We start from the raw sequence: 19100 nt of genomic DNA, 5'->3' as shown, positions 1-19100 counted from the left end.
GCGCGCGCAACAGAGGAGCCGGGCGGCTGCCCAGGACCTAGTTGAGCTTCGTCAGCAGCGCCTGCGCCGCGGTCCGGTCCGCGAAGCTCGGTTCGGCGAGCGCGGCCTGGGCGTTGGCCTTTGCCTCCGCCTTCCGGTTCGCAGCCGCATAGGCCTGGGCCAGGTGCCAGCGTAGCCCGGCGTGGCGCGGTGACAATGTCACGGCCTTTTGCAGCAATTCGATCGCGCCATCGGTGTCGCCGCTGCGGAACATCGCCCAGCCATAGGCGTCTGCCACGGCGGGGTTGGATGGAGCCAGGCCATAGGCGGCTTCGCCGAAATCGAGCGCGGTGACGAATTCGCCCGCGCCGGTATAGGCGGCAGCAAGCTCTGCATTGAGCGCGGCGTCACCGTCGCCGACGCGGGCGCGAAGATCCTCAAGGCTGTCGATCGCGGCGTCATATTCTCCCCCCAGGAGCTGCCAATGCGCGGAGAGGCGCAGCGCTGCGACGTTTGCGGGATTCTGCGCGAGGAACAGCGCGAGCGTGTTCGCGGCATCCGCGCGGCGTCCAGCTGCGTCGAACGCCTCGATCATGCGCAGCATCGCGGGTTCGTCGAAGCGAAGGTCGCCGGCACGGCTATAGGCGGCGGCTGCATCGGCGGGGCGGCCGGTGAGCATCAGCATATCGCCCAACAGGATGTGCGCAGCCGGGGCACCCGGGTTCCGGGCGGCGATCTGCTGCGCCTTGGCCAGTGCGCCTGCCTTGTTGCCGTCGCTCAGCAGGGCGCGGACGAGCGGCAGCATCGCGGCGGGATCGCCGGGGCGCTGCGCGGCGTCGGCGGCTAGGACGGGCAGCGAATCATCGGCGCTGAACGAAGTCGAATCGCCCGTGGCTGGATATGCTGCGCGGTCAAGTAGCCGGGCGGCCTCGGCGCGGTCGCCGATCCGCTCGAAACCGCGCGCGACCAGAGTGAGCGCATAGCTGTCGGCATCGGTGCGGGCGACGACGGGGCGCAGCGCGTCGATCGCGTTGCGGGCGCTGTCGGTGCGCAGCAATGCCAGCGCGAGCAGTTTGCGCGCGGCGATATTCATCGGCTGGCGGGAGACGAGTTCGCGAAGCTTCGCCTGGGCCTGCTCGTAACGGCCCGCATGAACATCGAGCGTACCTCCCAGCAGCAACATGCCGGGCAGGCTGTCGATCGCGCCGCCGGTCTTTTCCAGGATCGTGCGGGCGAGATCGAATTTGCCCGCGCGCGCAGCGATGACTGCCTGAAGGTAAAGCGCCTGCGGGCTGCCGGCGCGGGATTCGAGCGCGCGGCGCGTGGCGGCGAGCGCGTCGATGGTGCGGCCGACATCGCCGAGCGTCGCGGCATATTCGATCAGCGCGGCGTGGTTGTAATTGTCGCGTTCAAGCGCGCGTTCGAACCAGGGAAGCGCTGCGACGAGCCCGTACTGGCTACGAACCAGTTCCCCGCGCAGGATCAGCGCCTGGGTATTGCCCGGCGCGAGCTTGACGGCCTTTTCGGATGCTTCGGCTGCGCCGAGCAGGTCGCCGGCGGTGAATCGGAAGCGGCCGATGTCGGTCCACACGTCGGCGTCGTCCGGGGCAATCCGCGCCGCCTCGTCCAGCGCTTCCATCGCTGCCGCATAATTGCCGAGAGCTGTGAAGGCGCGGCCGCGGACGCGCAGGCCATAGGCGCGGAAGCGGGGATCGGCTTTGTCGGCTTCGGCGAGCGCCTTTTCTTCCTCGCCTTGAAGGAGGAGAGCATGCGCCCGCAAATGCGGCACAAGTTTCGGATCATACCCCGCATCTACGGCGCGCTGGATTTCGGCTTCGGCACCGACGCCGTCCTCGAGCGCAAGCATTGCCTGCGCAAGTGCTATATGGCCGAGCGGATTGTCCGGATTGCCACGCACCCCGGCCAGCGCCTGTTCGCGGGCGCCATTGGCGTTGCTGGCCTTGAGCAGCTCGACGCTGCGGGCGATGGCTTCGTCCGCCCCAGCGCGGTCGAGCCCCTGCGGGCGCAGGAACAGCCAGGCGATCACCGCAAAGACCCCGATGCCGAGCGCGATCACCAGCAGCCGGCGGATAGGGAAGGCGCGGCGCGCGCGCTTACGGCTGGAGGTCATAGGCCTTCATCAGGTCATAGAGGGTCGGGCGGCTGATCCCGAGCAGGCGCGCGGTGCCCGAGATATTGCCCTCGGCGCGGGCGAGCGCATGGCGGATAGCCTTGCGATCGGCCATTTCGCGCGCGGCCTTGAGATTGACCGGTCCGGTCTCGCCTTGCGCCTCGAGATCGAGATCGGCGGCAGTGACGAGCTTGCCATCCGCCATGATCACCGCGCGCTTCACGCGGTTTTCCAACTCGCGGATGTTGCCCGGCCAGCTCCATGCATCGATCGCGGCGAGCGCGTCGGGTGCGAAGCTGCGTACCCCGGTCTTCATCGCATCGGCATATTTGTGGAGGAAATGGCGTGCGACGAGCCCGGCGTCACCCGGACGCTCGGCGAGAGAGGGGATGCGCACGACGATCTCGGCGAGGCGATAGTAAAGGTCTTCGCGGAAGCGCCCGTCGGCAACCATCGCGTCGATATCCTGGTGCGTTGCGCAGACGACGCGGACATCGACCGGGATCGCCTTGCGCCCGCCGATACGCTCGATCACGCGCTCTTGCAGGAAGCGCAGCAGCTTGACCTGGAGCGGGAGCGGCACATCGCCGATCTCGTCGAGGAACAGGGTGCCGCCCTGTGCCATCTCGATCTTGCCTTCGGTGGTCTTCACAGCGCCGGTGAACGCGCCCTTTTCGTGGCCGAAGAGCTCGGATTCGAGCAGGGTTTCCGGAATCGCCGCGCAGTTGATCGCGACGAAGGCGCCCTTGCGGCGGCTGGTGTCATGGAGGCCGCGGGCCAGCAGTTCCTTGCCAGTGCCGCTCGCGCCGAGCAGCATTACCGAAACGTCGGCACCCGCAACACGCTCGATCGTGCGGGTCACCTTGAGCATTTCTGGTGCGCTGGTGATCATCCCGCCGAGCACAGCGTCGGCCTGGGCCCGCTCGGCAAGCCGGCGATTTTCGGCCTCCAGCGCGTGGACGTGGAAGGCGCGCGCGACGATCAGGCCGAGCGCATCGATATCGATCGGCTTCTGGTAAAAATCCCATGCGCCCATTTCGATCGCGCGCAGCATTGATTCGCGCGCGCCGTGCCCAGAGGCAACGATGACTTTGGTGTCGGGGCGGAGCTTCAGGATTGCGTCAAGCGTGGCGAACCCTTCGGCGGTGCCGTCGGGATCGGGCGGCAGGCCCAGGTCCAGCGTGACGACGGGAGGCTCCTCGGCGCGGAGAAGCGCGATCGCTTCCTCGCGGGTCGAGGCGGTGAAGATCTCATAGCCGTCATAGGCCCAGCGCAACTGGCGTTGAAGACCGGCATCGTCCTCCACGATAAGCAATTTGGGCAAGGCGCGCTTGTCGGTCATGCGGCGCGCTCCTGCGCCAGATCGGCGGCGTGCGCGGCCTTCAGGATCACGCGGAATCGGCTGCCGCTGCCTTCGCGCGAAGTGACTTCGATACGCGCCTCCATCTGTTGTGCGAGTTGCAGCGCCTCGAACGCGCCGATGCCGAAGCCGCCTGGCTTCGAGGAGACGAAGGGTTTGAACAGTTTGTCGCGTATGAAAGCGGGCGACATGCCTGCACCTGCGTCAATGACATCCACGGTCACCTGCATCCCATCCGCGCCAACCGCGAGCGTGACCGTCTCATGGGACGGACTGGCTTCGATCGCGTTCTGGACAAGGTGTCCGAGCAACTGCTCAAGACCCGCCGGATCCGCTTGGGCGATTGCCGCGTGTGTACCCGACGTGATCACGGGGTGTTGCTGCTGGCGCGCGGCGGCGACGCGCTCGACCAGCGGCATGATCTCGCACGCATGGGGCGTCTCGGCGCGACCGCGATGATTTTGTGATAATCGGGCAAGCAGCGCGTTCATCCGCTCAGCCGAATCCTTTAGCGTCGCGACCATGTCGGCGCGGAACTCAGGCTTGTCAGCATGGCGCTCGGCGTTGCGGGCGGTGAGGGTTAGTTGGCTGACGAGATTCTTAATGTCGTGGAGGATGAAGGCGAAACGGCGGTTAAACTCGTCGAAACGCTGGGATTCGGCGAGTAATTCCTGCGCGCGGGCCTCGGCCAGATACGAGGCGACCTGACGCCCCGCGACCTTGAGCAGATCGAAATCCTCCCAATCGAGCGGACGGCTGACCGGCGGACGCGCCAGCAGGATCGCCCCCGCGAGGCTGCCCAGATGCGGCAGCGGCACGAGCACCCAGGCCTCGGGCACGTCGAGCATCCATTGCGGCACCGCGACGGCATCGGGCCCGCTGCCATCATCGGTGCGGATCGCATCGAGATCGAGAATGCGCCCGGTGCTCTCCAGATGGAGCGCGAGCGCAGTGTCGCTGGTGAGCGGCAGCGTGGCGCGATCCCAGTTCCAGCTCGCGCCAACCCCAAGTCCGCCCGCATCGGGGACCAGCAGCACGCCGCCCGGCGAATCGGTGAGATCGGCAATCGCCTTGACGATGCGTTCGTCGAGCGCGGTATCGCCGGGCGCCCCCAGCGTCTCGGTAAAGCGCATCCATTCGCTGCGATAATCATAGCGATGGCGGAAGAGGTGCTTGGCCAGCTTCACCTTGATCCAGGCGCGCAGCCAGGAATTGGCGACAAGCGTGAGGATCGCCGCCGTCGAGCCGAAGACGAAGGCGGTCTGGAGCAAGCGCGCATTCTCGCCGCCCACCGCCGCGATGCCCCAGGTGGCGAGCGCGAGCAGCGCGAAATAGGCGCCGATCGCGACCAGCGACAGCGACTGATAGGCGACGGCGCGCGAAACCTGGACGTTCCACTGCCCCTTGCGCTGGAGCCCGGTGCCGATGGCGAGCGCGGCGATCAGCATCGCGAAACCGCGAAGCGCGATTTCCCAATTCGCCCATGCTGCGGTCACATAAGCCGTGCTGAAGATGAGGAGATCGGCCGCCCAGATCCCGGCAAGCGCGAAGACGATCCATTTTAGACCGCCGCCGGCCGAGGGGAGGACAGAGGAATAGAGCGCCTGGACCAGCACCAGCGCAGCGACCGCGACGAGCATACGCAGCAGCAATCCGCCGGCTTCGACGCTGCTCGCCACTTCGGGGCCGCCAGCCGCGCCGATGACATGGACCGCGAGCGCCGCGAGGGCGACCAGCGCCACCACACCATAGACGGTGCCGATCACGAGAGGAGGGCTGACATTGCCGCTACGGCGATGGACCGCGATCATGAATCCGAGCCAGGCCAGATTGCGCAGCGTCTCCGCCACGCGCGTTACCATCTCGTCGCCGCCGATCCCCGCCACCGCGAGCGCCCACAAGGCCGTGAACGCCAGTGCGATGACGAGCGCGCGGCGCGGCAGGCGTGGTTCGGGCGTGCGCCATGCGACGACGACAAGGCCGCCGAACAGCAATGCCGTCAAAGCATGCGTCCAGACGATAAGCTCGGTTCCGATCATCGCGCGCCATCCGGGAACAGGACCACGCGCGCGGTCTGGAGCAGGATCAGCAGATCGAGGAAGGGCGAGTAGTTCTTGGCGTAATAAAGATCATATTCCAGCTTCTGGCGGCTGTCCTCGATCGATGCGCCATAGGGATAGTTGATCTGCGCCCAGCCGGTGATCCCCGGCTTCACCATGTGCCGCTCGGCATAATAAGGAAGCTGGGTTTCGAGATCCTCGACGAACTGGGGGCGTTCGGGACGCGGGCCGACAAAGCTCATCTCTCCCTTCAGCACGCTCCAGCATTGCGGCAGCTCGTCGATGCGCAGCTTGCGGATGATCCGGCCCACGCGGGTGATGCGCGGATCGTTCTTTTCTGCCCATACGGCGTTGCCGCCAACTTCGGCGTCCTGGCGCATCGAGCGCAGCTTGATGACGTCGAAACCCTGGCCGAACAGCCCAACGCGGCGCTGGCGATAGAATGCGGGGCCGCGGCTTTCGAGCTTCACCGCGATGGCGGTGAGCAGGATGACCGGCAGCATCAGGGCTAGCAGGATCAGGCTGGCGGTAATGTCGAACACGCGCTTGAACGCGCTCGAGAGCATCCGCCCCGACGAAAAGCCATCGGAGAAGATCAGCCAGCTTGGATTGACGCTGGCCAGATCGACGCGCCCAGTCTCGCGCTCGAGGAAAGTCGAGATCTCGTTGACATGGACGCCGGTGGTCTTGATCCGCAGCAGATCCTTGAGCGGAAGCGCGTTGCGGCGCTCCTCAAGCGCAAGGACGACTTCGCTGGCGTTGAGCAGGACGACGTGATCGGCGAGATTATAGATGGCGTCGCGCGAAATCGCCTCGGGGATGACGCGGGCCGCTTCGCTCATTGAAATATAGCCGACGACGACAAAGCCGGCGCCGGGCGTCTTCGACAGATCCTTTAGCCGCTGGGCGCGCGCACCCGCGCCGAGCACGACGATGCGGCGCTTGAACGCCTGGCTGCCAAGCGCCTTGCCGAGCAGCATGCGCAGGAAGATCAGCAGCGCGATCGAGATGCCCATCGCGTAGAGCAGGTTCGAGCGCCAGAAGCCGATCTGGGGAATCAGGAAATAGAGCGTGCTGAGCCCGATCACGCCGAGCGAGATCGCGACGATCAGGCGCGCAGTGGCGTAGCGCAGCGACTGGAGCGATTCGGTGCCATAGACGCCGACCGAGATCATCGAGATTTCGAGGAAGAAGGCGTAGCTCAGCAGTTCGGGCCAGCGCGTGACGATCGGCGAAGTGGCCATGCCCAGCTGATGGACGCGAATCGTCCAGCCAATCTCGCCTGCGGCGAGCAGCAGGAGAACGTCCAGCGCGCAGAGCAGCAGCACCGCATTGGGGACATAATGCTTGAACAGGCGGATCATGACGGATCAGCCATAGCGGCGAAGTGTAAACAAATCCGACACGACGAACGCGCTGCGGGGGCGGTGTTTCGGCGGCTTCCCGCGCCGGGCGGCGCGCGTGCCGGACGGGGAAGATTAGCGGACGGGCACAAACGCCAGATGATGGAAATCGTAGCTGAAGTCGGCGAGCGGAGAGAGCGCCTTCATCGAAACGCCGGTGACCTTGCCGCCATCGATCGCGAACTTCACGACCGCATCCTCACCCGCGCCCTTGGGGAAGCGCGTCCGGAAGCTGTCCGCGCCCCAGGGCTCCAGCATGCCCTTGAATGCCGGGGTGGGCAGGAAATCGATGTGCAGCCCCTTTCCGCGTCGGCTGACGGCAATGTCGCCATACCAGGGATCGCGGTAACGCCCGGCATAGGCGTCGAGCGGGAGGCTGGGGCCACCCGGCGGCGGGGTTTCCAGCCCTCCGCCCAATTCCTTGAGCGCGGCTTCGTTGCCCGCCTTGACCCGCGCCTGCAGCGCGGCGACCCAATCGAAAGCGGGCGCCCCTACGCACAGATCGAGCAATGCGTTGCGGATCCCCGCCGAAACGCCGTCCTCGGTGTTCGAGAAGACGGCCACTGCGGCCTTCCGGCCGGGCAGGATCGCGGTTTGCGTCACCTGCCCGGAGAGCCCGCCCGAATGGTGGATCAACCGCTCCCCCCGATAATCCTGCACGAACCAGCCCAGCGCATAGGTCTGGGTGACGGCGCGTGCGGGCCAGAGGTTGCTGGGGCCGTCCGACGAAGCCACGATCGTCTGCGGCTTCCACAGCTCGGCATGTTGCGCGGCGCTCCAAAGCGCACGTCCGTCGGCCAGCTTGCCGCCCGCGATCTGCACCTCCAGCCACTTCACGATGTCGCTGACGCTGGCGTTGATGCCGCCCGCAGCATCGGTCATCGGGCCTTCATCGGGCGGGATGACCTCCATCGGCCCCATGCCCCGTACCGGCGGCCCCAGACGCGCATGCCGCCCGGCGACGTTGCCGCCGCTCAGGAAGCGCAGGGCGGGCACGGCGTCCGCCATGCCCAGCGGCTTCAGCAGGCGCTCGCCAACGAATTGCGCCCAGCTCTTGCCCGCGATCCGCTCGATCAGAATCCCGGCGACCACGTAGAGGATGTTGTCATAGGCATAGCCGGTGCGGAAACCGCGCTCCGCGGCGAGGAAGGGGAGCGCCTTTAGCGCGTCTTCGGGCGGGCGCTCGGTCGCCGGGAACTGCATCAGATCGCCCGCGCCCAAAGCAAGGCCGCTATTGTGGACGAGCAGGTCGCGCACCGTCATCAGGGCAGTGGTGCGCGGATCGTGCATCCTAAATTCGGGGATATATCTGGTGACCGGCTCGTCCCAGCCGATCTTGCCCTCATCGACCAGCAAAGCGAGTGCGGCGGCGGTGAAGCTCTTGGAATTCGAAGCGATGCCGAAACGGCTATGTTCGTCCACGCGGGCCGGCTTGCCCATCGTCAGCACGCCATAGCCCTTGATATAGGTGGGCTTGCCAGGCCGGAGCAGCGCCACCGCGATGCCCGGGGTTTCGAACGCGGCCATGAAGCGCGCGACCATATCGTCGATCGCAGGATCGGCTGCCGCCTGTCCGGCCGCGAAAGCCATTCCGGGAAGCCCGGCCGCGACGAGACCTCCAGCGGACCATGCGAGTGCCTGACGCCGATTGAGTTGCAGGCCGCTCATATCCGAATTCCCCCGCTACATGCCGGGAGAGAGCCTAGCCGGTTTCGTCAGGCGGGCAAGCCGCTTACTCGGACTCCGCGTCACCCTCTGCAGGGCGCTCGAACCATGCCTCGACCGGGCCCTTGAGCGTTATCGTAAGCGGCTGGCCGCGGCGATCGACCTTGTTGCCGAGCGCGACCTTGATCCAGCCTTCGGAGATGCAATATTCCTCGACGTCGCGGCGCTCATTGCCCTTGAACCGGATGCCGATCCCGCGCTCCAGCGTCGGCTGGTCGAAATAGGGGCTGTTCTGATTGACCGAGAGCCGGTCGGGAGGAGTGTCGCTCATGGCTGCGCCCTTTGCCGCTATTCCGCGCCGGGTTCAAGGTAACCATGGATCGCCGCCACCACGACCGATCCTTCGCCCACGCCCGAGGCGACGCGCTTGACCGATCCCGAGCGGACATCGCCGACCGCGAAGATGCCGCGCCGGGATGCGGCATAAGGCGAATTGCCCCAGCCGGTGAGGACGAATCCGCGTTCGTCGAGTTCGAGGCAATCGCCCAGCCAATCCGTGTTGGGCTGTGCGCCGATCATGACGAAAAGCCCGCCAATCTCGCGCCGCTCGATCGCGCCGGTCTTGCGATGGGTCCAGCTCACGCCGCGCAAATGGCCTTCGCCTTCCAGCGCGGTCACTTCGCAATGGGGGTGCAGGGTGATGCGATCGGAAGCCTCGATCCGCTCGATCAAATAGCTCGACATGGTGGCGGCCAGCCCATCGCCGCGCACCAGGATGTGGACATGGCCCGCGGTGCGCGCGAGGAAGATCGCGGCCTGACCGGCCGAATTGCCGCCGCCGATCACCACGGCTTCCTGCGCCGCGCAGAGCCCGGCCTCCATCGCGGTGGCGGCATAATAGATGCCATTGCCTTCGAGTTCCGCATAACGCGGCAGATCCAGCTTGCGATATCGCGCGCCGGTGGCGACCACCACCGCGCGCGCCTGGACCGCGGAGCCGTCGTCGAGCTGGATGCGATAGGGCGTGCCATCGCAATCGAGATGCGCGGCGGAGCGCGATATCAGCAGGCGGGCGCCGAATTTCTGGGCCTGAACCTGCGCCCGCCCGGCCAGCGCCTGGCCCGAAATGCCGGTGGGGAAGCCGAGATAATTCTCGATCTTTGAACTGGTGCCTGCCTGGCCGCCCGGCGCGATGGCTTCGATCACGATCGTGTCGAGCCCCTCCGACGCGCCATAGACCGCCGCCGCGAGTCCCGCAGGCCCGCCGCCCACCACGGCGAGATCGTGGACATGGCCGGGATCGAGTGCCGCCGTCAGGCCCAGCGCATCGGCGACCTGCGCGTTGCTCGGGTTTCGCAGCGCCTGTCCCTCGGCGACCACCACCGGCAGATCCGCTCCGGTCAGCCCGAAACAGTCCAGAAAGCCCTCGGCATCCGCGTCAATTTCCGTATCGATCTTGCGATGGGGCAGGCCGTTTCGCGACAGGAAGGTCTCGATCCGCACCGTGTCTGCGCCGTGCGCCGGTCCGATCAGCGCCACGCCGGCCTGCCCGTGCAGCAGCATGCCGACCCGGCGCAGGATGAAGGCGCGCATCACGATCTCACCGATATCCGGCTCGGCGGCGATCATCCGGCGGAAAGCGGGCCGGGGCACGCGCACCACGCTGCTTTCCTCGCGCGCGCGGCCGGTGACCAGGATCGCGCGATCGTTGAACAGATCGAGTTCGCCGGTGAACTGGCCGGCGGCATGGACATGGACGACATGCTCGCGTCCGTCGGCATCGCTGTCGACAATCTCGACCGCGCCGGTGAGGCAGAGGAAGAAATCCACGTTGCGCTCGCCGCGGCGGAACAGCAGGGATCCCTTGCCGAAGCGCTCCGCTTCGCCGAATGCGGCGACGCGCGCCGCCATCTCGGGCGCGAGGACCGGAAAGGTCTGCGCCTCGCGGAGATAGGGGTCGGCCGGGTCGAGCCGCTGCGCCTGCGAATCGTTCACGGGCGCATTCTAGCGCGGCGGCGCGAAAAGCACGAAGGGCGCGAAGCAGAAGCTCCGCGCCCTTCGCTCAAGCCCCGGGGGCCTGTGCCTTAGCGGCAGTAGCGCACGCGCACGCTGCGGCCCAGATACGGGTCATACTGGCGGCGGACGGTGCAGTGGCTGTAGCCGCGATACCGGCGGTAATTCTCGCGGTAATAATAGCCGTCGGTCGGGTAATAGCCGCGCTCGCGATAATAACGGCGGTCGTAATCGTAGCGGCTGTCGCTGGCGAGCGCAGCGCCGATGGCGATGCCGGCGATGCCCGCGACCACGGCTGCACCGTCGTCGCGATGATGACGGCGATAGCGCTGCGCCTCCGCGGTGGGGGCGACTGCGACGAGCACGCTGGCGCCGAGCGTGACGCCGAGCACCGCCTTCGTGATAAGATTGGCCATGATTTCCTCCTCATTCAATATTGCCCTGACCCGGTCTCTCATCAGCGCGAGTCGAAGGCTGAAGGTGCGTTTCTAGGCAGCCGCGCCTGAACCCGTGCGGAACTGAGTGTTCATCCGGCATCCACAAGGGTAAACGCGCGGCATGCGATACTGGCTCCTCCGCTCCGAACCCGATGCCTATAGCTGGGACGACCTGATCCGCGACGGCGCGACTGAATGGAACGGCGTGCGAAACTATACCGCGCGCAACTTCCTGAAGGAGATGCAACCCGGCGACCGGGCGATCTTCTACCATTCGAACACCGAAAAGGCCGCAGTGGGGGTGATGGAGATCACCCGCGCCTGGCAGCCGGACGGCGAGGACGGCAAATGGGCGAGCGTCGCGGTCAGGCCGGTCGAGAAGCTCAGGAAGCCGGTGCCGCTCGCGGCGATCAAGGCGGAGAAGCGGCTCGCGGCGATCGAGGTGCTGCGCCAGTCACGCCTGTCGGTCACCCCGGTGCGCGAGGAGGAGTGGAAGGTGCTGATGGAGATGGCCGGACAGTGAGCGCAGGCCGCGGGAAGCACCCGCCCGCCGCTGGCCGTTGATCAGGGCCCGCTGACCGGCGCGGCCCCGTCGCCCGGGGCGGGATCGTCGAGGGGAATGGGCACGCGCCGGGACTTGTCCGGCTTCTTGCGCCCGATCTTCTTCGCCGCCGATACGGTGTCGCGGACCAGCAGGCCGATATTGGTGGCCTCGCCCGGTTCCTCGCAGCAGCTATCCTTGTCGATCACCTTGCCAAGCGCTCGGACCAGGAAGGTCGCGCCGCCGAATATGTCCACGCCGGTGGTGCACCCTTTGGACAGCGTGGCGCACGGAGCGCTAGTCGCGGCGAGCGCCCCCGTTCCGCTGATATCGGGGTTGCTGGGCAAGGCCCGGTCGGGCGGACCGCGCTCGCCCGGCAGGGGCAGGCGCGGTTCGGCCCGTGCGCTCTGCCCGCAGACAGTGATTTCATCCGCAGGCCTGCCGGCGCAGGGATCGGCGAGGATCGACCAGCTTTGCTTGCCGTCACTTTCCTGCCTGGGCTGCATGAGCGTGCCCGGCACATCCTGCGCGGCAATCAGGGCAAACATCGTCAGCAGCATGAAAAACTCCGCCCGATCCAGGGACCGGGCGGAGCTGAACACCAAATAATGGCTGCAGGAAGACCTATGCGGCGACCTTGGCGCGGCTGGCCTTTTTGCGCTCATGCGGATCGAGGTGGCGCTTGCGCAGACGGATCTTGGTGGGCGTCACTTCGACCATCTCGTCGTCGTCGACATAGGCGATGGCCTGTTCGAGCGTCATCTTCTTCGGCGGAGTCAGGCGAACGGCGTCGTCCTTGCCGCCCGATGCGCGGAAGTTGGTCAGCTGCTTCGCCTTCATCGGATTGACTTCAAGGTCTTCCGTCTTGGCGTTCTCGCCGATGATCATGCCCTCGTAGAGCGCCTCGCCATGCCCGACGAACAGGATGCCGCGTTCTTCGAGCGGGCCAAGCGCGTAGGCCTGCGCCTCGCCATTGCCGTTCGAGATCAGCACGCCATTCTTGCGACCTTCGATCTTGCCCTTGTGGGGACCGTATTTCTCGAACAGGCGGTTCATGATGCCGGTGCCGCGGGTGTCCGACAGGAACTCGCCGTGATAGCCGATCAGCCCGCGCGACGGTGCCGAGAAGGTGATGCGGGTCTTGCCGCCGCCCGAAGGGCGCATATCGGTCAGCTCGGCTTTGCGCTGCGCCATCTTGTCGACAACCGTGCCCGAGAATTCGTCGTCCACGTCGATCACGACGGTTTCGTACGGCTCGGTCTTGTTGCCGTTCTCGTCCTCGCGGAACAGCACGCGCGGACGGCTGATGCCGAGTTCGAAGCCCTCGCGGCGCATCGTTTCGATCAGCACGCCGAGCTGAAGCTCGCCGCGACCCGCGACTTCGAACGAATCCTTGTCCTCGCTCTCGGTGACCTTGATCGCCACGTTCGATTCGGCTTCGCGCTCAAGGCGGTCGCGGATCATGCGGCTGGTGACCTTGGTACCCTCACGGCCCGCCATCGGCGAATCGTTGACGGCGAAGCGCATCGACAGCGTCGGCGGATCGATAGGCTGCGCCTGGATCGCTTCGGTGACCGACGTGTCGGCGATCGTGTTCGACACGGTGGCGACGGCGAGGCCTGCGAGCGAGATGATGTCACCGGCGCGCGCTTCCTCGACGGGAACGCGCTCGAGACCGCGGAAGCTCATCAGCTTCGAGGCGCGGCCGGTCTCCACGACCTTGCCGTCCATATCGAGCGCGTGGATCGGCTGGTTGACCTTGACCACGCCCGACTGGACGCGCCCGGTGAGGATACGGCCGAGGAAGTTGTCGCGATCGAGCAAAGTTACGAGGAAGCTGAACGCCGCGTCCTGATCGAGGTTCGGCGCGGGGACGTGCTCGACGATCTTGTTGAACAGCGGCGCCAGCGTGCCTTCGCGGGCGTCCGGGGTCTCATTGGCATAGCCATTGCGGCCCGATGCGTAGAGAACCGGGAAATCGAGCTGCTCGTCGGTGGCTTCAAGCGACACGAACAGGTCGAACACTTCGTCGAGCACTTCCTGGATGCGCTCGTCGGGACGGTCGATCTTGTTGACCACGACGATCGGGCGAAGGCCGAGCTTCAGCGCCTTGCCGGTCACGAACTTGGTCTGCGGCATCGCGCCTTCCGACGAATCGACCAGCAGGATGACGCCATCGACCATCGAGAGGATGCGTTCCACCTCGCCGCCGAAATCGGCGTGGCCGGGGGTGTCGACGATGTTGATGCGGGTGCCTTCCCATTCAACCGAAGTGGCCTTGGCGAGGATGGTGATGCCGCGTTCTTTTTCGAGATCGTTCGAATCCATTGCGCGTTCTTCGACGCGCTGATTGTCACGGAAGGTGCCGGACTGACGGAACAATTGATCGACGAGCGTCGTCTTTCCGTGGTCGACGTGGGCGATAATCGCCACGTTACGTAGGTTCATATAAATTCCTGGATGCCGCTGAGATACGGCGCGCGCCGCGCCCTTAGCGTAATTTGTGCGTTGCGGAAAGACCGCGCAACAATAGGATGCGACGATGGCTAATCAGCTCAATATGCTCGTTATACTTGGCAGCGTCCGCGAGGGGCGCATGGCCGCGCCCGTGGGGCGCTGGGTGATGGAGCGCGGCGCGGCGCGCGGTGACCTGAACCTCGAACTGGTCGATCCCGCCGAGTGGAATTTGCCGTTCTTCCCCCACCCCAAGCCGCCGGCAGCGGGCAATTATCAGGACCCGCTCCAGATTCGCTGGGCGCAGAAGATCGCGAGCGCGGACGGCTATGTCCTGATCTGCCCCGAATATAATCATTCGGGCAGCGCGGTACTGAAGAACGCGCTCGACACGGTTTTCGCCGAATGGGGACGCAAACCCGTTGGCTTCGTGGGATATGGCAGCGTGGGCGCGGCGCGCTCGATCGAGCAATTGCGGCTGACGACGATCGCGCTGGAGATGGCCCCGATCAATTCCTCGGTCCACCTCATTCGCCCGAGCGCCAAGCGCGACGGCGACCGGTTCAACGCTGATTCCTATGACGACAAGGCGCTGGCCGCATTGTTTGACGATCTCGCCTGGTGGGGGCGCACGCTAAAGGCCGGGCGCGAGGGCTAGGATCCGGGAAATCGGTGCGCCGAAAAAGCGACCAGTTTGGCAGTTACTGTGTTTGTACGCTGAATAAGCGTGCGGTATACTCTCCCTAATTCGGGGGAGTTATCATGCCTAATGCGCAATCACCTGACGCCGATCCCGCGGTTAATGCGCCTAATCCTCCGCCCGGTGGAGGATCGCCCGATGACAACCGAAAGATAATCGCTTCCGCCGTCGCGATAGTTTCGCTTTGCGTCGTGGTGATCGTCCTCGTGATCCTGTCAATACTGGCGATGCGGGGAATGGTTTTCGAGAATCCAGACGCCGATGTGCCGGTGTTGCGGACAAGCTGGAACATATTCGTCTGGTTTCTTGAACTAGGTACCGCTCTAGCCGTGATCTATGGCGGGCTATTTGCCGTCGTCTCGACCGGGCTGACCTATCTCGGCACGCTCTACACCAGCAAGCGGGCGCTGACATTGCTCGTGGCGATCGCCATCGCCGGAATCGTCTTTAGCAGCGTGGTGATGTTTCAGATCGACCGCGGGTTCACCGCCGCCATCCCGATGCCCGGCCAAGACAGCGAGACGATCAGCGCGGCGCTGAGCTCCAAATCCACCGTCTATCCGACGCCGGCGGTGTTCAAGCCTGCGGCTGACAAGCTGCTGATATCGGTGATCGGCTGGTTCGCCGCCTTTATCGCCGCGCAACTCGGGATCAGCCTGAAGGCGCCGAATGGCGCGCTCAAGGGGAAATGACGTGAAACCAAGCATCCTTGGCGCCTGCTCCCTATTGGCAATGACGCTCCCGCTGGCGGCTGCGCCGGTCGCTAGTCCCGATGCCGGGGCGACCATCCCCGTGACCGTGACATGGACCGGCAGCGATGCGCCCAGCGGCGTTTTCTTCGATGACGGGGCCGAGGTTCCGCTGACCCCCAATGCCGAGCGGACGCAATTTACCGGGACGCGCCAAGCGGCGCCGCGATCGCATCTCCTGATCGTGCGCTACGCCGATGACGATGTGCCGCTGATGCTGCGCATCACGCCCACGACGCAGCCGATTTCGCTGCGCGTATTCCGCGCACGGGCCACCGATTGCGCGGGTAGCTCTGCCGAGCAGCTGCGCCGCGATTCGCTGGCGGCGTCATCTACGGCGAAGAAGATGGAAGTGATGCTGCGCGGGCGGCGCATGTATCAGGTCCCCGGATGCACCAATTGGGTGAAGCGGATCGCTGCGCAGGTCTATTTCACCCGCAATTGCGACCTGGCCAAATCACACGAATTTCTGGACCTGACCGAAGAAGCGAAGCGATGGTTCGTCGAGAGCGCGGTCGCCATCAACCGGCCGGCGGCGGAGGCCGAGGTTGCCGCGTGCCTCAATCAGGCGCGGGGACGCACCGTCGCCACCTTGTTCACGCTGCAGAACAACCTGATCGCATCGGACCAGACCGAACAGGCGCGCGAGATCAATAGCGAGCTGCACGGCCTGGCGAAGGATCCGGACTGGGCGGGAGGCTTTTCGGCGGTCAAGCTCGATCGCGAGATCATCCTCAACAATCCGATGTAACCCCCGCCCAGGGGTCTCACGCGCAGCCGCTGGGTTCCCACATTGCGGTCGGGATCGATTCCTGCTCGGCCTTCGGATCGCCTGCGGCTGCCCAGCGCCAGCTATACCAGAGAGCCTGACCGATGCCGCGCAGGAAGATGCGCGCCGGGGCGGGATCACTTGACTGGGGCGGACTTTCATAGGCGGCGAGATCGGGGCGGAACGCATCGAAGGTGATGTTCTGGAGCGGATCGGGTTCTCCAGCCTCCTCGACGGAGGCTTCCCAATCCCGGATCGCCTGAGGCGGCTCGCCACCCTCGCGCACGTCTTCCGCGTCGAGCAGCTCTGCGCTCACCGAGGGCGCGAGCCACGTGCCGCCATAGCCATTTGGCGATTCGAAGCCGAACCAGAAGGTGCGTTTCGGGGTCTTGATCCAGAACAGCAGATCCGAGGTCGCCCGGCCATGCGCGAGCCGGGTGAAGCCGGCGGTATATTCGGGCGCGCCCTTGAGCGCGTAACGCGCCTTGTCGATCGCGCATTGGGGGGCGTCGAGCTTCTGGGCGTGAGCGGCGAAGGGGAGGCAGAGCGCTGCCAACAGCAAGACGGGGCGCATCAATATTCCTTCCATGCGGTGTCCGGACCGCCGATCTGGGCGGAGATCGTCTTGAGCTTGAGGCTCGACCCTTCGATTTCGAAATCCATCGTGGCGCGACCCCCGGTGGCGCAGCAATTTGCGTCGCTGTCCTTCCACAGCTCGGTTGCGGCGGAGAGGCTGGTCAGGTCGTAATCCACGCCTTTCCATGCGCCGAGCCCCTTGGGCAGGCGCTTCTCCAGATCGGCCCGCCAGCTTTCCAGCTCGATCTCGATCCATTTGCCGTCGCGGCGCTGGTAGAGAATGTCGGCGTTGCCGTCGCCCGTGCCCATCATCCGGCCGCTGACCCAGAGCAACTGAAGCTCGGGGTTGTAGCGCGGGGCCTCCATATAGACGCCCTCGAAGGTCCAGCCGATCAGGCGAGGCTCGCCCGTGCCGCTCGCGTCCCACAGCATCGCGCCCATGCCGAGCCCGTCTTCCTCCGAAGCGCCGGACTGGAGCTGCCAGAGGATGCGCGTGCCGTCCGCATCCCGCAGCGTGCCCGACAGCGGCACCTGGCAATCCACCCCAAGCCATTTGGCGAGGCACTTGTCGCCGAGGATCGCCTGCGCGGTGGCGGCGGGGGCGATGCTGGCGGCGCGGGCGAGTTCCTTGTCGAGCGTATGGACCTGATCGCTGATATGCCCCTTTCGGGCGGCGGCGGAGAGCGGCTTGCCCTGATCGTCGGTGGCGTTCGCAAGCCATTTGCGGAATTCCTGCGCGCGGGCAGCCCAGGTGGCGGGACGCGCGGTTGCGGCCTGGACGGCCCGCTCCTTCGCGGTGAGCGCGGCGTCCTGCGCGAAGGCGGGACATGCGGCGGTCAGCGCCAATCCGATGAGAAACCTGTCATAACGCATGCGAACCTCCCCTTTCAGCAGCCCGGCGCAGCTTGGCACCAGACCCGTCCCGAGCAAAGACCGTAAACAGGGTAGCCGCGCACTTGGCTATGCAGGCACAGTGTACTATATGTGCAATACAGTTGGAACGCCGGGGCATAGTGCCTATTGAAGGCGGACAGCTTTGGAGAATGACGCGATGGCGACCGAGACGATCACTGCCGAACAGGATCTGGTGCTCACTCCGCCCGAGCCGGTGCAGGTGATTGCGCCCGCAAAGGCCGCTGGCCTGGTGCCGGTCGAAGACGCCAAGAAGACCGAGTTGGATGCGCGAGTGGACAGCTTCATCGACGATCTGGTGGCGCAGGACGTCAACTCGCCCGAATTCGGCAAGCGCGTCGATGCGATCGCGGCGATGGGCCAGAAGGAAATCCGCGACGCGGCGGGGCAATCGAACCGCTTCCTCGATCGCCCCGTGCGCGCGATCAGCAACGATACCGGCGTGGGCGCTGACCTGCTGGCGCTGCGCAAGACCGTCGAGGGGCTCGATCCGAGCAAGAACGGCAAGCTGATTAGCGGCAAGGATGGTTTCTTCGCCAAGCTCTTCGGAGGGGGCGGCGGGCTGACGCAATATTTCCGCAAATATCAATCGTCGCAGAGCCACATCAACGGCATCCTCAAGGCGCTGTCCAACGGCAAGGACGAGCTGCTGATGGACAATGCCGCGATCGGGACGGAGCGCGAGAATCTGTGGGCCGCGATGGGCCGGCTGGAGCAGATGATCTACCTGTCCAAAGCCATGGACGAGAAGCTCGAGGCCAAGGCCGCCGAGCTGGAGATGACCGACCCAGCCAAGGCCAAGGCGATCAAGGAAACCGCGCTCTTCTACGTCCGCCAGCGCACCCAGGATCTGCTGACGCAGATGGCGGTGACGGTGCAGGGCTATCTGGCGCTCGATCTGGTCAAGAAGAACAATGTCGAACTGGTGAAGGGCGTGGACCGCGCGTCCACCACGACGGTCGCGGCGCTGCGCACGGCGGTGACGGTGGCGCAGGCGCTGACCAACCAGAAGCTGGTGCTCGATCAGGTGACTGCGCTGAACACCACGACTGCCGGGCTGATCGATTCGACCGGACAATTGCTCAAAAGCCAATCGGCCGCGATCCACGAACAGGCCGCGTCGTCCACCATTCCGGTCGAGACGCTCCAGCGCGCGTTCCAGAACATCTATGACACGATGGATGCGATCGATACCTTCAAGATCAAGGCGCTCGACAGCATGAAGACGACCGTCACCACGCTTTCGAACGAAGTCGAGAAGTCCAAGGGCTATATCGCGCGGGCCGAGGGCGCGGCACAGAACCAGCTGGGCGGCGCGACCGAAACCTTCAAGCTGGAGGCGATGTAAGCC

The 19100-nt window shown here is 65.5% G+C and carries 17 protein-coding genes; 5 read left to right on the top strand and 12 right to left on the bottom strand.

Annotated elements, in window-relative coordinates; genetic code table 11:
* Positions 1-37 precede the first annotated feature (37 nt).
* The 8 genes from SSO01S_RS10870 to SSO01S_RS10835 all read right to left on the bottom strand — a co-directional run bounded on the left by SSO01S_RS10870 (position 38) and on the right by SSO01S_RS10835 (position 11027).
* The gene (locus SSO01S_RS10870; protein ID WP_245646737.1) at positions 38-2110 is read right to left on the bottom strand and encodes a tetratricopeptide repeat protein; all 2073 of its coding nucleotides are present in this window, start codon (positions 2108-2110) and stop codon (positions 38-40) included.
* Positions 2094-3452, bottom strand: a complete 1359-nt coding sequence (gene prsR, locus SSO01S_RS10865; RefSeq protein ID WP_066798718.1) for a PEP-CTERM-box response regulator transcription factor — start codon at positions 3450-3452, stop codon at positions 2094-2096. The genes SSO01S_RS10870 and prsR overlap by 17 nt, the downstream gene beginning before the upstream one ends.
* Complete coding sequence (prsK, locus tag SSO01S_RS10860) at positions 3449-5509, bottom strand: XrtA/PEP-CTERM system histidine kinase PrsK (RefSeq protein WP_066798717.1); 2061 nt, start codon at positions 5507-5509, stop codon at positions 3449-3451. Before prsK ends, prsR begins: the two co-directional genes overlap by 4 nt.
* Positions 5506-6894, bottom strand: coding sequence for a TIGR03013 family XrtA/PEP-CTERM system glycosyltransferase (locus tag SSO01S_RS10855; RefSeq protein ID WP_066798716.1), 1389 nt, complete (start codon positions 6892-6894; stop codon positions 5506-5508). Before SSO01S_RS10855 ends, prsK begins: the two co-directional genes overlap by 4 nt.
* Positions 6895-7008: 114 nt before the next feature.
* Entirely contained in the window at positions 7009-8601 is a 1593-nt protein-coding gene (locus SSO01S_RS10850; protein ID WP_083942981.1) for a serine hydrolase, read from the bottom strand.
* Positions 8602-8665: 64 nt separating this feature from the next.
* The gene (locus SSO01S_RS10845; RefSeq protein WP_066798714.1) at positions 8666-8929 is read right to left on the bottom strand and encodes a DUF3297 family protein; all 264 of its coding nucleotides are present in this window, start codon (positions 8927-8929) and stop codon (positions 8666-8668) included.
* 17 nt (positions 8930-8946) lie between these two features.
* Positions 8947-10593 carry an FAD-dependent oxidoreductase gene (locus SSO01S_RS10840; RefSeq protein WP_066798713.1) on the bottom strand — a complete coding sequence of 549 codons (1647 nt, stop codon included), beginning with the start codon at positions 10591-10593 and terminating at the stop codon, positions 8947-8949.
* 89 nt (positions 10594-10682) lie between these two features.
* Positions 10683-11027 carry a hypothetical protein gene (locus SSO01S_RS10835; RefSeq protein ID WP_066798845.1) on the bottom strand — a complete coding sequence of 115 codons (345 nt, stop codon included), beginning with the start codon at positions 11025-11027 and terminating at the stop codon, positions 10683-10685.
* A gap of 142 nt (positions 11028-11169) precedes the next feature.
* Between SSO01S_RS10835 and SSO01S_RS10830 the strand changes: the two genes are divergently transcribed.
* Positions 11170-11571, top strand: a complete 402-nt coding sequence (locus tag SSO01S_RS10830; protein WP_066798712.1) for an EVE domain-containing protein — start codon at positions 11170-11172, stop codon at positions 11569-11571.
* Between the two features lie 41 nt (positions 11572-11612).
* On the opposite strand, the gene SSO01S_RS10825 is transcribed toward SSO01S_RS10830, so the two are convergent.
* Both SSO01S_RS10825 and typA read right to left on the bottom strand, forming a co-directional pair.
* A complete protein-coding gene (locus SSO01S_RS10825; RefSeq protein ID WP_157073747.1) occupies positions 11613-12149 on the bottom strand; it encodes a hypothetical protein in 537 nt (178 codons plus the stop codon).
* A 64-nt stretch (positions 12150-12213) separates the two neighbouring features.
* The gene (typA, locus tag SSO01S_RS10820) at positions 12214-14037 is read right to left on the bottom strand and encodes a translational GTPase TypA (RefSeq protein WP_066798710.1); all 1824 of its coding nucleotides are present in this window, start codon (positions 14035-14037) and stop codon (positions 12214-12216) included.
* Positions 14038-14131: 94 nt separating this feature from the next.
* Between typA and SSO01S_RS10815 the strand changes: the two genes are divergently transcribed.
* The 3 genes from SSO01S_RS10815 (at position 14132) to SSO01S_RS10805 (ending at position 16243) form a co-directional block, all read left to right on the top strand.
* Positions 14132-14701, top strand: a complete 570-nt coding sequence (locus SSO01S_RS10815) for an NADPH-dependent FMN reductase (RefSeq protein WP_066798709.1) — start codon at positions 14132-14134, stop codon at positions 14699-14701.
* 233 nt (positions 14702-14934) lie between these two features.
* The gene (locus SSO01S_RS10810) at positions 14935-15435 is read left to right on the top strand and encodes a hypothetical protein (RefSeq protein ID WP_066798708.1); all 501 of its coding nucleotides are present in this window, start codon (positions 14935-14937) and stop codon (positions 15433-15435) included.
* Between the two features lie 40 nt (positions 15436-15475).
* Positions 15476-16243: a hypothetical protein gene (locus tag SSO01S_RS10805; RefSeq protein WP_066798707.1), complete on the top strand. Its 768-nt coding sequence runs from the start codon at positions 15476-15478 to the stop codon at positions 16241-16243.
* A 16-nt stretch (positions 16244-16259) separates the two neighbouring features.
* Here the strand turns inward: SSO01S_RS10805 and SSO01S_RS10800 are convergent, their stop codons facing one another.
* On the bottom strand, positions 16260-16835 hold the full coding sequence (locus SSO01S_RS10800; protein ID WP_066798706.1) for a hypothetical protein: 576 nt from the start codon (positions 16833-16835) through the stop codon (positions 16260-16262).
* Complete coding sequence (locus SSO01S_RS10795) at positions 16835-17710, bottom strand: hypothetical protein (RefSeq protein ID WP_066798705.1); 876 nt, start codon at positions 17708-17710, stop codon at positions 16835-16837. The genes SSO01S_RS10800 and SSO01S_RS10795 overlap by 1 nt, the downstream gene beginning before the upstream one ends.
* 178 nt (positions 17711-17888) lie before the next feature.
* Here SSO01S_RS10795 and SSO01S_RS10790 point away from each other — a divergent pair, with 178 nt between their 5' ends.
* A complete protein-coding gene (locus SSO01S_RS10790; protein ID WP_066798704.1) occupies positions 17889-19097 on the top strand; it encodes a toxic anion resistance protein in 1209 nt (402 codons plus the stop codon).
* Positions 19098-19100 lie beyond the last annotated feature (3 nt).

Source organism: Sphingomonas soli NBRC 100801, from assembly GCF_001591025.1.
In the GTDB taxonomy this organism is placed as follows: Bacteria; Pseudomonadota; Alphaproteobacteria; order Sphingomonadales; family Sphingomonadaceae; genus Sphingomonas; species Sphingomonas soli.
The sequence above is the reverse complement of the archived record's forward strand: the minus strand, read 5'-3'. Positions and strand labels throughout refer to the sequence as shown.